We start from the raw sequence: 13,292 nt of genomic DNA, 5'->3' as shown, positions 1-13,292 counted from the left end.
CGCAGGGCGGAATGACATGGCTCGGGGCGTCCCGACCGACTGGTCGGGACGCCCCGAGCCATCACGTCAGTCCGTGCGCCAAATCACATGTGGGCGCCTTCGATGTACGGATCGGAGGTCATCTCGGAGGTCGCCAGCGGGCCGACGACCGGCTTCGGGTTGAGGTTGGAGATGTGGCCGGATTCCTTACCCGCGTACTCGGCGAGCTGGACGTGCACGAAGCTCGGCTTGCCGGAAGCCACGGCTTCGCCGACCATCTGCTCGACCTCCTCCGGCGTGGTGGCGTAGTAGCCGGTGCCGCCGAAGGCCTCGATCATCTTCTCGTAGTGGGCATCGTAGGTCAGGGTCAGCGGGGACGGGTCGCCGTCCTTGCCGAGGTTCTCGAAGTCGCCACGGTAGATGCCGCCGTTGTTGAGCACCACGAAGGTGATCGGCAGGTTGTAGCGGCAGGCGACCTCGATCTCCATGCCGTCGAAGCCGAAGCCGGAGTCACCGCCGATGTACAGGACCTGCTTGCCGGTGGCCACGGCAGCGCCGATGGAGTAGCCGACCGCGCAGCCCATGACGCCCCAGGTGCCGCAGTCCATGCGGTGGCGGGGCTCGTAGATGTCGATGATGTTGCGGCAGTCGTCGAGGGTGTTGGCGCCCTCGTTGGTCAGGATGATGTCCTTGTGCTGGTCGTAGACCTTCTTGATCGCGCCGAGGGCGTCGTAGTGGCCCATCGGCACCTTGCCGGAGTTGATGCGGGCGGCGAACTTCTCGTCGTTCTGCTTCGACTCGGCCTGGATGGCGCCGAGCCATTCGTCGGAGGCCTTCACCGGGGTCTTCTCGAGGCCGGCGTTGAGCATGGTCATCGCGGACTTGATGTCGCCGACGACAGGGCAGGCGATCTGGCGGGCGTTCTCGATCTCGTTGGGGTCGATGTCGATCTGGATGAACTTGACGTCCGGGTTCCAGCCCTTCTCGCCGAAGTTGAGCATCCAGTTGAGGCGGGCGCCCACGAGGAGGACCACGTCGGCGGTGCGCAGCGCCAGGCTGCGGGCGCTGGCGGTGTTGTGCGGGTCGTCGTCCGAGATGAGGCCCTTGGCCATGGACATCGGCTGGAACGGGATGTCCGTCTTGGAGACGAATTCGCGGACCTCGTCCTCGGCCTGTGCCAGGGCGGCGCCCTTGCCGACGAGCATGAGCGGGTTCTTGGCCTCGCTCAGGAGCTTGAGGGCCTCGTCGATGGAAGCCTGGGCCGGCGGCATGGCCGGAGCCGGGTTCGTGGCCGTCCACAGGGCGGCGGTGGCGGCGTCGGCGTCCATCGTCTGGGCGACGGCGTCATCCGGGAAGTCGATGTAGACACCACCGGGGCGGCCGGAGCATGCGATGTGCATGGCGCGGGCCACGGCCAGCGGGATGTCCTCGATCTTGTCGATGCGGAAGGATTCCTTGCAGAATGCCTTCGCGTAGTTCATCTGGTCGAGGCCCTCGTACTCGCCTTCATGCATGTCCACGACGTGACGGGTGGAGGAGCCGCCGATCATGATGACCGGGAAGCCGTTGGTGGTGGCTTCGAGCAGCGCGGCGAGGCCGTTGAGGAAGCCGGGCGCGGAGACGGTCAGGGCGATGGCCGGGCGGCCGGTCTGGAAGCCTTCGGCGGCCGCGGCGTTCACCGCGTCCTCCTCGTGGCGCATGCCGATGTAGCGCATGCCCATGCCCTGGGCGATGCGGGCGAAGTCGGTGACGGGAATGCCGACCACGCCGTACATGTTCTTGATGCCGTTGGCCACGAGGGCCTGGGCGAGGTAATGGGGCGAATCGGTCAGGTTCGTCCCTGCGGGCGTTGCCGCAGCGGTTGTGGTGTCTGCCATGTGTGTTCCTCCTCAGGAAACAAAATCTGCATGTGCGATTTGTTCCCGACTCTAGGAGGCCGCAATGGGAGCCGGCTGGGTTTCATGCGCTTAGCGAATTTATGCGCTCCTAGCCGATTGGCCCGCGTTCTTCCCCGAAGTATGGCCATGTCCGCGGCCCTGTCCGGAACCGTGGTGGCGGCGTCGGCGCCGGGGGTGTTCGCGCTGCCATGCGATGGCCTCGTCGTCGGCAGCCTGCTCGACGCTCTCCGCCACGGTCTCGGCGGCATGGCCGGCGGCCACGACGAAGTCCATCAGCCCCGCATCCTTGTCGTCCTCGTTGGCCTGGGTGCCGGCACGCACCTTGTCGACGAGCTGCGCCCAGCCGGAACGCGCCAGCACGTCGATGTCGGATCCGTAGATGCCCACCGGATAGCCGAAGAGGAAGGACACGGCCACGGCGAGCCCCAAGAAGGGCGCCATGCCCCAACCGAAGATCTCGCAGCCGAGCAGGAAGGCGGAGACGGGGCAGCGGTTGAAGGCCGCCAGAAAGCAGATGGCGCCCACGGCCGCCCCGAAGAGCGGGTCGGCGCCGGTCATGACGAAGCTGGCGGAACCCAGCAGGCCGCCGATGCAGAAGGACGGCATGATCTCGCCGCCCTTGAACCACAGGCCCAGGCAGATCACGGTGAGCAGCATCTTGATGGCGAAGCCCCAGGAGATGTCCGGCGTGCGCAGGATCTCGTTGAGCAACGCCCCGCCGGAGCCGGTGTACCGCCACCAGCCGCACGCCGTGACCAGCACCGCGTAGAGCAGGCCGCCGACGACCACCCACACGTAGTAGTTGTGCCGGATGCGCATGGTCAGCGACTGCAGCAGGCGGATGGCGAGCGCGAAGACGCTGCCGCCGAGGGCCGCCGCGATGCCGATGATGACGCAGGTGCCGACCATGTGCCAGTCGAACTGCGGGACGGGCACGGTGACGATGATGTCGCCGATGCGGAAGGCGCTGGAGACGCCGTAGGCGACGAAGCAGGCCAGAAGCATGGAGACGACGTAGCGCAGCTGCACGAAGCGCATGAGTTCGAGCACGAGCATGCAGGAGCCGAGCGGCGCGAAGAAGAGTGCGGAGAAGGTGGCGGCCATGCCGGTGGACGCGATGTAGCGGTTGAGGCCGGTGTCGTCGCGGGCGTCGGCGTGCCAGATGTCGCGCAGGTGGAAGGGTTTGCTGATGGTGGTGCCGAGGCTGGCGCCGATCTGCAGGGCGCCGGCTTCCTTGCCGACGGAGCCGCCGCCCATGATGGTCATGCCGGTGGCGAAGAGGATGCCGGGCGCCAGGAGCGCGGAGATGGGCTTGCCGGCGCGCATGCGTTCGATGACGGCGTCGGTGGTCAGGTTGAGGGGCAGCTTCCACCAGCGGTACATGAGCAGCTGGATGGCGCCGAGGACGGGCAGGAACCACAGCAGCCAGGTGGCGTGTTCGAACAGGTGCCGGGCCGCCTCGATGCACAGGCACAGCAGGACGGAGGCGAAGCCGCAGGCCAGGCCGCACACGACGGCGAAGAGCATGTGGCGCAGGACCTGGCGGATGTCGATGCGCTTGAGCGTGCCCTGGCCATCGCCGGGTACGGACGTATCCGACAAGTGTGGTGAGGGTACGCTCATGGTAGTCTCGTCCTTTCCGCTCGGCTACCCGTATGATAGCGCGGCTTCCAAGGCCCGGTTCCGCGGTTGCGCCACCTGACGAATGTGCCCGTCAGGCGGCGCGGCCGCGGGCACGGTCAGGCCGTGGCGGGCGGTCCGCCGTGCCGTCGGCGCCGGACCAGCGGGACGGTGCCTGCCACGGCCGCCGCCAGTGCGGTCAGACCGGCCGCGAGGATGGAGGAGCCGGTGACGGCGAGCGGCGTTTCCGGCTCGGATGCGGGCGGCTCGGCCACGGTTACGGTCTCCCCGTCCACGCCCAGCAGGTGCGAGGCGAGGATGTCGCCGTCCTTGCCGACGACCGCGGCGCGCCAGTGGACCAGGCCGGCCCGTGGCGAGCGCGTGGCCTGGCTGTGCACGACCTGGCTGCGCTGCGTGGGGTCGAGTGCGATGCCCGTGTCGACCATGAGGGTGCCGTTGGCGTCGGGGTCCTCGTCCTCCCCGACGGCCGCATAGGCCTCGAAGGTGACGGTGGCGCCTTCGGGGACGGTGCCTTCGACGAGGGCGGTGTCGTGGAAGTCCTCGTCGACCAGGACGCGTCCGGGCTGCACCTGCGTGGTGATGGTGACGTCGGGCACGGGTTCGCCGTCGCCGTGGACGCGGGTGCGTTCCCAGCCGTCGTCCCAGGCGCTGGCGGCCGGCAGGACGCGGTCGTCGCCGGCGAAGGACCACACGAAGACGTACCAGCCGGGCCGGTCGGCCTCGAGCCGGACGGGTTCGCCGTGCGCGTCGGGCTCTCCCCCGCCGACGCGGATGCGTCCGTTGGCGGCCGGGTAGTCCCAGGTCCCCAGGAGCCGGTGGTGCTCGTCCTCCGCGGGTTCGTCGGTGCCGTCGGGGCGCCATGCGTCGTCGTCGCCGCCGACGCCGTCACCGGTCCACCAGACGCGCACCTGCGCGTAGGGCAGGTCGGCGCCGATGCCGAGCGTCCCGTCGCCGGCGAAGTCGCCATGGTCCTTGGGGAAGCCGTCCACGGTGATGGTGTCGGTCAGGGAGGAACCGACGTGCGCAGTGTGCTCGCCGACCATGGATTCGACGGCCACGCGTGCGCGGGTGACGTTGGTCTCGGCGGTCTCGAGGAATCCGCTGACGCTGTCGTGGGCCAGCAGTTCGCGCACGCGGTCGTCCTGCGCGTCGCGGCGTACGGCCCACACCCAGGTGCCGAAGCCGCCCCGTGCGGCGAAGTCGGCGGTGCCGTCGGCGCCGTCGAGGGCGCGCACCTCGCGCGCCCGGCCGGCCGCCTCGAAGGTGACGCTGGCGTGGGCGGCCGGCCGGTGCCCGCGCGCGGCGATCGTCTCGAGGAACTGCGTGGCGTCCTGCCCGTCCGGGGCGGCGAGCGGCCGGTCGAGCTCGTCGGCGCCGATGCCGTCGAAATACCAGCCGTCGGCCCTGACCTGTGCACCGTCGGGCCACACGTTGTCCTCGCCGGGCAGTTCCAGCGTGACGGTGTCGGTGACGGGTGCGCCGGGTTCGAGGGACTTGGGGGCGGTGCTGGTGCGGATCGCGGGCGCGAAGGTGAGGCGGACCGGGATGTCGACCCCGTCCAGGGCAGTCAGGATGCCGGGGCCGAGGCGCACGAGGTTCTGCGAGCTGGTGACCAGCTCCATGGAGGGCATGGTCGCGGTGCCGCCCACGGCCATGGTGCCGTCACCTGTCGCGCGCCACGCCACGCGCGCGCCGTCGGCGCCGGTGGTGCCCTGGTAGTGGCTGCCGCCGTCGGCGAAGGCGGCGTCGCCGGACAGTTCCAGTGCGAAGGGCACGCCGGCGATGTCCTGGCCGTCCTCGTTGCGTACGTGCACGTGCACGGTCCCGTCGCGCCTGCCTTCGCCGTACGCCGCCTCGACGGCGATGCCGGCTGGGGTCAGGGCGCGGGCGCGCGCCTTGAGTTCCTCCGCCCGGGTGAAGATGCGTGGCTGGATGCGGTACAGCAGGGCGCGGTTGGCCTGCCATCCATCAGTGCCGGTGCTGGTGTCGTAGGCGTCATGGACGATCACGGCGAGCGCCTGCTGCGTGTACTGGTCGTCGGTGACGTGCTGGTAGGCCTGCAGCAGGACCGCGACCTGCCGGTTCTCCTTGGTGTCCGGCAGCTCGGTGGCCGCGCCGACCACGTAGTTGGACAGCTTGGACTGGTCGATGCAGTAGTAGCGGCGTTGCTGTGCGTCGTAGCCGATGGGTCCCAGCCGGTATTCCATGCCGTCGTGCACGTAGGTGTAGTAGTCGTCGGCGCCAGGACGGGTCAGGGTGGTGTCCTGCGCGTAGGTGGCCACGCAGGGCGGCGCCACCAGGCCGACGGCGGCCATGCCCACGGCCAGAAGGGCCGCCCATCGGCCCAGTCGGTGTCGGATGCCCTTGATCTTCATGTGCTCTTCGGTCCTTTCCCGGGGCCGTCCGTGGACCCCGATGTCCACGAGCTTCACATATGCGGCGCCGCCGTTCCAAGGCGGACGGGGTCATGTGGTCGGAAGGCCGTCGTTCCGGCGAAATGTGGATAACCCGGGGCGTTCCGGAAGGCACTCCGCAACCATCCCGTCGTCCACATTGTGAACGACCGTTCCGCAATCGTTCGCATCCGTCACCCGTTGTTCAAACGTGGGTTCTACAATGGCGGCCATGAACGAAGCATCACATGCTGAAACGCATACCACATCCAATACGTCCACTTCCCGCACGCGCAAGCCGCGTGCCACCAGAAAAGCTTCGCAGGCGCCCTTGGTTGGGTCGGCGCCCGCCACCGCCATCGCCGCCAAGGAACCGGGCCGGTTCGGCCGCGTCGCCATCTACGACGTCACCCCCGGCACGGGGGCCAACGGCGTGGCGCCGCGCGTCGCCCTGGGCGAGCCCTTCGCCGTGGGGGCCACCGTCACCATGGAGCCGGGCCGCACCGCCGGGGCGACCGCCGTGCTCAAGACCTCCCGCGGCCGCGTGATGGCCCGCGTGCCCATGGCCCTGGCGGATGCGGACCAGGCCCGCTTCACCGCCCTGCTCAAGGCCGGCGAAGCCAGCGACCTCGCCCCCTGGGACGGCGGATTCGCCGACGTCGCCAAGCAGCTGGGCACCTGGAAGGTGTCCGTCGAAGGCTGGCAGGACTCCTACGTCGACTGGTACCGCGAGGCCTCCCGTCGTCTGGCCGCGGGCCACGACGCGGACATCGCGCTCACCGAGGGCGCCGCGCTCCTGGTCCGCTGGGCCGCGGCCCGCGACACCGGCTTCGACGCCGACACCAAGCGCATGCTGCGCGAGACCGCCAAGGCGATGGGCGACAAGACCATCCCCGCCGCCGACCGCGTGGCCATCGCGCACACCGACGAGATCGTGGCGCTGCACGCCGCCAGCCCGCTGCGCGACGGCGTGACCGCCAGCCAGGACCAGGTGTTCCACGTGGAACGTTCCCAGGCCGCCGGCAGCGCCTGGTACCTGTGCTCGCCGCGCAGCGAAGGAGCCACCCGCGACCCGCAGACCGGCGCCACCGTCCCCGGTACCCTGCGCGGTGCGATGGCCTCCCTGGAGCGCATCCAGGCCGAGGGTTTCGGCATCGTCGCCCTGCTGCCGGTCTTCCCGCTGGGCGCCCAGGAGGAGACCACGGCCAGCCCGGCCGCCCTGAGCACGCCCACCGACCGCCCCGCCCCGATCGCCGTCGGCAACGAACACGGCGGCTTCGATGCCATCGACCCGCAGCTGGGCACCATGGACGACTTCAAGGCATACTGCACGCGCGCCCACGAACTGGGCATGGAGGTCGCGCTCGACCTGACGCTGGCCTGCGCGCCGACCAACCCGTGGGTCGCCGAGCACCCCTCCTGGTTCCCGCACCGCGTCGACGGCACCGTCGCCGTCGACGGCACCGTCGTGCCGCTCGACTTCGACAACGCCCTCGACGAGATCGAGCGTGAGACCGAACGCGTCATGGAACACTGGATCGAAGCCGGCGTCACCGCCTTCCGCGTCGGCACCTGCGACGCGCCCGCGCGCTTCTGGCAGGACGTCATCGCCGCCGTGACCAAGAAGCACCCGGCCGTCCTCTTCCTGTCCGACACCTTCACCACCACCGCCGAGACGCGCGCACTCGCCTACGCCGGCTTCACGCAGACGCGTTCCGCCTTCCCATGGCAGACCATCAAGCCGCAGCTCGACACGCTGCTGGCCGCCGTGAACGGCGACGCCGCCTACTGGCAGCGCGATGCCTTCTGGCCCGCCACCCCGGACACGCTCACCGACTACCTGCGCGACAACGGCACCGCCGGCCACGCCGTGCGCGCCGTCCTCGCCGCGCTCGGCTCGCCCAACTGGGGCATCCCCGCCGGCTACGAGCTCGTGGAGGACGCCCGCCGGGCCGACGGCTCCATGGACCGCCCCACCGGCCCGCTGGCCGTCACCGTCCGCGACTGGGAACGCACCGACGACTACGGCATCGCCCAGCTGGCGGCCAGCCTCAACCGCGTGCGCGCACAGCACCCCGCCACGCGCAGCTACCACGACCTGACCGTGCTGCCCAGCGCCAACCCGGCCATCGTCGCCTTCGCCCGCTTCGTGCCCGCCGAACTGACCGGCACCGGCAAGCCGGACATGCTGATCGTGGTCGTCAACCTCGACTGCACCGGCGAGCAGCAGTCCTCGATCCACGTCGACCTCGACGCCTTCGGCCTGCCCACCGACGGCACCTACAAGGTGCATGACGAGCTGACCGGCCGCGAGTTCGACTGGAGCTGGGACAACTTCGTGGCGCTCGCCCCGTGGGCCGACGTCGCGCACGTGCTGAGCGTGGAGTTCTGATAAGAAATTGTTCGTTTTTGAACAAAATCCAGGGGCCGCCCGCCCGGAGTCCCTCTCCCGGGCGGGCGGCCCCTGGATTTTGTTCAAAAAAACGAACAATTTCTTAGAGGAGTCAGTGTAAGGTGGGGAACCGTACCTATTACATCCTGACCAAGGAGCATCACCATGGCAGATACCTTCAACGTGGTCGTCGAGATCCCGCGCGGTTCCAAGAACAAGTACGAAGTGGACCAGGAATCCGGCCGCGTCTTCCTCGACCGCACCCTGTTCACCGCAATGGGGTACCCGGATGACTACGGCTACATCGACGGCACCCTCGGCGAGGACGGCGACCCGCTCGACGCCCTGGTCATGGTCACCAACTCCGTGTTCCCCGGCTGCATCGTGGAATGCCGCGCCGTGGGCCTCTACCACATGGTCGACGAGGAAGGCGGCGACGACAAGGTGCTGTGCGTGCCCGCCGACGTACGCTACGACCACATCAAGGACATCGACGACGTCTCCGAGTTCCACAAGGCCGAGATCAAGCACTTCTTCGAGCAGTACAAGGCCCTGGAGCCCGGCAAGGAAGTCATGCCCGGCGACTACTGGGCGGACGCCGCCACTGCGGACAAGGAGATCGAGGCCGCCCGCGAGCGCCTTGCCGCCAAGCAGGCCGAGGAGCACGCCGCCGACCTCGACGACTGATCCTTCCTCCGGCAACGGATAGGAACGGAGCCCCGCATCGCTGTCAGTGCGCGATGCGGGGCCTCACGTGTTCCTTATATCCCAGAGAAGTCGCGAGCCGAGCGCAGGGAAACGCCCCGCTCACACCAGCCACATTACCAGAGCGGCCACACCCACGGCACCACCTGTCAACATGACGGACAACAATCCGAAACCGATCCAGGTGCAGCGGGCCCCGTCGAGCGGCCTGGCGTCGGAGACCCACTGGCGCCCCACCCACGCCAGCAGGACCGCGACGACGGCCACGGCCGCCAGGACCGCCATCCGCGCAGCGTCGGGGGCGCTCGCCTCGTGGAACATGACGGGCAGGAAGCACCAGCCGGAGGCGCAGACCGCGGCGACGCCGTCGAGGTCCATGTGCCCCATCTGCACGATCATGTCGGGGCGGTCGCGGCGCAGCATCTGGCGCAGGAAGCCGCCGACCACCAGGACGGTGAGCAGGGTGGCCGCCGCCGCCAGCCATCCGGCGCACACCACGGCGGCGCCGGACAGGTCATGGTCCCGCCCGGCGACCTCGAAGACGAGGGTGCCGACGAAGGGCGTGCTGGCGGCAACCATCGCGCACAGGCCCAGGACGACGGCGATGACGCGGCCCGCCGCGAGGTCGCGCAGCGGGCTGAAGAATTCAAAGAGGACGAGCATGACGGCCACGGCGAAGGCCGTGAAGGAGAAGGTCGCCGACGTCGTGTTGCCGGACCCGGGGATGCAGGCGAGCGCCACCAGCCCCGCGTAGGCGACGAGCTGGACCAGCAGCGTCCACCACCACGGCTTCTGCGGTTCCCCGACGCGCTTGTCCTCCTGTGACTGGCGTACGGCCCCTGCCTGGGTCATCTCCACACCTCCGTGCTCCGTTGCCGGCTCCTTGTGCCGTCCTGTCAGCTCCAATGTAGCCGCCGGTATGGTCGCGGGCCGCCGTCCACGACGCCGTCCGCGTGACGGGACGACGGCCCGTTCCGGGAACGGCAGCGACTACACTGTTGGCGAAGCGGGACCACGGTGCCACCGTCCCCGCCGACATGAACGTACCTACAAGGGGGCTCCCGGTGACCGACCTGACACTGATGACTTCCTCCACCGACCCTGCCTCCGTACTGCCCTCGCTGGCGCTGCTCTCCCACCGCGTGCGCGTGCTGAACATGGATGCCGCCAGCCTGGTGAAGATGCCCGAGAACACGGTCCTGCTCCTCGACGCCCGCGACGACCTGGCGGAGGCGAAGACCCTCTGCCGCCTCATCCATGCCTCCGGCCTGGCCATCCCGATCGTGCTGATCCTCACCGAGGGCGGCTTCCCGGTGGTCAATGCCGAATGGGGCGTCACCGACGTCATCGTCGCCAACGCGTCCCCCGCCGAGGTCGAGGGACGCCTGCGCCTGGCCTCCGAGCACGGCGCCATGCACTTCTCCACGGCCGCCGCCCAGCCGGCCGACACGTCGCAGGAGGACGGCCTGATCCGTTCCGGCGATCTGGTCGTGGACACCAACGGCTACACCGCCCAGCTGCGCGGCCTGCCCATCGACCTGGCCTACAAGGAGTTCGAGCTGCTCAAGTACCTGGTGCAGCATCCCGGGCGCGTGTTCACCCGCGCGCAGCTGCTGCAGGAGGTGTGGGGCTACGACTACTACGGCGGCACGCGCACCGTGGACGTGCACATCCGCCGCCTGCGCGCCAAGCTCGGCGGCGAGTACGAGCACATGATCGGCACGGTGCGCAACGTCGGCTACCGCTTCGACCCCCCGGAGAACGAGGAGGAGCAGGCCCGGGCGAAGGCAGGCGCCTGAGCGCCCGTTCACCGCTCCCACCGCGCACCGCGACGCGCGTATCCTTGGATGGGCACACGACCGAGGAGGCGACCATGGCTGCATGGCGGGAAACGAAACGCGCACGTCTGCGCAGGATGCACGAGGAGTACGGCACCCTGTGCCGGTTCATCCCCACCGTCAAGTGCCAGCTTGACTTCAGCAGCCCCTTCCAGCTGCTCGTGGCCACGGTGCTCAGCGCGCAGACCACCGACAGGCGCGTCAACGAAACCACCCCCGAGCTCTTCGGCACCTACCCCACCGCCCAGGACCTGGCGGACGCGGTGCTCGAGGACGTCGAGCAGATCATCCGCCCCCTGGGCTTCTACCACGTCAAGAGCGAGCACATCATCGCCCTGGCGCAGGGACTGGTGAGCCGCTACGACGGCACCGTCCCGCACACCATGGAGGAACTGACCGCGCTGCCCGGCGTGGGCCGCAAGACCGCGAACGTGGTGCTCGGCAACGCCTTCGGCATCCCCGGCTTCCCCGTGGACACCCACGTGATCCGCGTCACCGGGCGCCTGCGCTGGCGCGACGACTGGGACCGCGACCACCCCGATCCCGACCGCATCTGCGAGGAGATCACCGCCTGTTTCCCGCCCGCGGAATGGACCGACCTGTCCCACCGGCTCATCATCTTCGGCCGTGCCGTCTGCACCGCCCGCAAGCCCGACTGCCCCAAGTGCCCCCTCAGGGACACCTGCCCCGCCGCCCCCGCCTTCCTGGAGCGCTACGCCGCCGAGGCCGCCGAGAAGCGTGCCAAGCAGTCAAGGCGGCGAGGGCGCAAACGTTAGGGTCGGGAGAAGAACCGGAAAGGGGGCTGGCACCCCGTATGGAAGCCCGCACACCAGGGATTTCCAACGGCTCCTACTACACTCGGACACCATGAGCAAGCAACGCCACCGTTCCCCCTGGATCCTCCTCGCGGCCGCACTCGCCACCGTCGCCATCGTCGCGGCGGTCGTCGTCTGGGTCGTCAAGCCGAAGGGACTGCCCGGCATCGGCAACGCGTCCGGCGGTTCCTACACCGTCGGCCTGACCGACCGGCCCAGCTCCCTGGACATCCGCACCAACGACGAACGCGCCGTCGAGCGCGTGCTCGTGGGCAACGTGTACGAGACGCTGCTCACGCACGACTATACGGAGAACAACAGCGCCATCAAGGCGAACCTCGTGGCCCGCTTCTCGCAGAGCGACGACGGACTGCACTACTCCTTCTACCTGCGCGACGGCCTCACCTTCGCCGACGGCGAGCCGCTGACCGCCGGCAGCGTCGTCGCCTCCCTGCAGGCCATCATCACCGACGATTACGTCGGCAAGGACACGCTCGGCGACGTCGCCAAGGTCGCCAACGACAACGACACCACCTTCACCATCGACCTGCACAAACCGAACCCGTCACTGCTCGAGGCACTCACCGGCCGCGCCGGCATCGTCTACAGAACCACCGACGCCGACGCCGACTGGACCACACAATCCCACGGCTCCGGCCCCTTCACCATGGCCGGTGCCGACGGCGACACCATCACGCTGGAACGCAACGACCACTACTGGGGCGACGCCCCCGCCGCCGCACGCATCGACCTGAAGTACTACACGGACCAGAAGGCGATGGCCGCCGACCTCACCGACGGCGCCCTCGACATGGCATTGCCGACCGACGCCGACGTCGCGCAGCAGCTCGACGCGGACAGCGTCCTGTCCGTCGCCCACGGCATGGGCACCGCCAAGACGCTCGTCGCCTTCAACAACGCCGCCACCAGCCCCTTCTCCGACGAACAGGTGCGCAAGCTGGCGCGCACCGCCATCGACGCCGAGGGCATCGCCAAGAGCACACCTGCGGCCGAGGCGCAGCTGTCCGGCCCCATCTCGCAGCTGCAGCCCGGCTACGTCGACCTCGACGATCTCTTCCCCTACGACCCCGAGCAGGCGCTCGCCATGCGCAGCTACTTCCCGGCCGGCTATTTCGAGCCCTTCACGCTGCTGACGGACGCCGCACACGCCGCTTTGGGCACCACCGTGATGGCGCAGCTGACGGCCGTGGGGCTACCGGTGAGCCTCGAGCAGGTGGACGCCGCCGAGCTGAATGAACGCGTGGAACGCGGCGACTACACGTGCGCGCTCATCGACATGGACAATCCGGACGACTACGTGAAGTTCGTGGACGGTTCGACGATGTTCAACTACCAGAACGGCCAGGCGCAGGACGCGTGGCGCGAGGCGCAGGCGGCGACCGACTACGCGACGTGGCGCGAACGGCTGCGTGACTTCGACCGCGTGGTCAGCGAGGACGCAGCCAGCGCGTGGCTGTACACGGGCAAGGCGTGGGTGGCGGCCCGCCAGGGCGTGTGGGGCGTCTCCCCGCAGCTGTCGGACCAGCGGCTCGGACTGGCCCGGATGAGCCGCTGACCGGGGGCACCCGACGGCGCCGGCGGGCCGCTTTTGCGCGGTCCTCCTTGTCACC

General features: G+C 69.3%; 9 protein-coding genes. 5 read left to right on the top strand and 4 right to left on the bottom strand.

Features of this window, described 5'->3' with window-relative positions; genetic code table 11:
- Positions 1 to 83: 83 nt before the first annotated feature.
- From oxc to BCUN_RS03245, 3 genes are all read right to left on the bottom strand, one after another.
- Positions 84 to 1,856: an oxalyl-CoA decarboxylase gene (gene oxc, locus BCUN_RS03255; RefSeq protein WP_033518278.1), complete on the bottom strand. Its 1,773-nt coding sequence runs from the start codon at positions 1,854 to 1,856 to the stop codon at positions 84 to 86.
- Positions 1,857 to 1,955: 99 nt separating this feature from the next.
- Positions 1,956 to 3,500, bottom strand: a complete 1,545-nt coding sequence (locus tag BCUN_RS03250; protein WP_081895493.1) for a chloride channel protein — start codon at positions 3,498 to 3,500, stop codon at positions 1,956 to 1,958.
- A gap of 116 nt (positions 3,501 to 3,616) precedes the next feature.
- Positions 3,617 to 5,893 carry a hypothetical protein gene (locus BCUN_RS03245; protein WP_051920599.1) on the bottom strand — a complete coding sequence of 759 codons (2,277 nt, stop codon included), beginning with the start codon at positions 5,891 to 5,893 and terminating at the stop codon, positions 3,617 to 3,619.
- Between the two features lie 241 nt (positions 5,894 to 6,134).
- Here BCUN_RS03245 and BCUN_RS03240 point away from each other — a divergent pair, with 241 nt between their 5' ends.
- Positions 6,135 to 8,303 (top strand): maltotransferase domain-containing protein, encoded by a 2,169-nt coding sequence (locus BCUN_RS03240; RefSeq protein WP_033518599.1) that lies wholly within the window; start codon positions 6,135 to 6,137, stop codon positions 8,301 to 8,303.
- Positions 8,304 to 8,468: 165 nt separating this feature from the next.
- Positions 8,469 to 8,990: an inorganic diphosphatase gene (locus BCUN_RS03235; RefSeq protein ID WP_033517869.1), complete on the top strand. Its 522-nt coding sequence runs from the start codon at positions 8,469 to 8,471 to the stop codon at positions 8,988 to 8,990.
- Positions 8,991 to 9,110: 120 nt separating this feature from the next.
- On the opposite strand, the gene BCUN_RS03230 is transcribed toward BCUN_RS03235, so the two are convergent.
- Entirely contained in the window at positions 9,111 to 9,860 is a 750-nt protein-coding gene (locus BCUN_RS03230; RefSeq protein WP_051920596.1) for a hypothetical protein, read from the bottom strand.
- 212 nt (positions 9,861 to 10,072) lie between these two features.
- On the opposite strand from BCUN_RS03230, the gene BCUN_RS03225 reads away from it, so the two are divergent.
- The 3 genes from BCUN_RS03225 to BCUN_RS03215 all read left to right on the top strand — a co-directional run bounded on the left by BCUN_RS03225 (position 10,073) and on the right by BCUN_RS03215 (position 13,237).
- Positions 10,073 to 10,807 carry a winged helix-turn-helix transcriptional regulator gene (locus BCUN_RS03225; protein WP_033517871.1) on the top strand — a complete coding sequence of 245 codons (735 nt, stop codon included), beginning with the start codon at positions 10,073 to 10,075 and terminating at the stop codon, positions 10,805 to 10,807.
- Between the two features lie 74 nt (positions 10,808 to 10,881).
- Entirely contained in the window at positions 10,882 to 11,622 is a 741-nt protein-coding gene (gene nth / locus BCUN_RS03220; RefSeq protein WP_033517872.1) for an endonuclease III, read from the top strand.
- A 91-nt stretch (positions 11,623 to 11,713) separates the two neighbouring features.
- Positions 11,714 to 13,237: an ABC transporter substrate-binding protein gene (locus BCUN_RS03215; RefSeq protein WP_033517874.1), complete on the top strand. Its 1,524-nt coding sequence runs from the start codon at positions 11,714 to 11,716 to the stop codon at positions 13,235 to 13,237.
- Positions 13,238 to 13,292 lie beyond the last annotated feature (55 nt).

Origin of the sequence: Bifidobacterium cuniculi, from assembly GCF_000741575.1 — a bacterium.
In the GTDB taxonomy this organism is placed as follows: Bacteria; Actinomycetota; Actinomycetes; order Actinomycetales; family Bifidobacteriaceae; genus Bifidobacterium; species Bifidobacterium cuniculi.
Note: the sequence above shows the minus strand (reverse complement) of the source record. Positions and strands in the feature narration are given on the sequence as shown.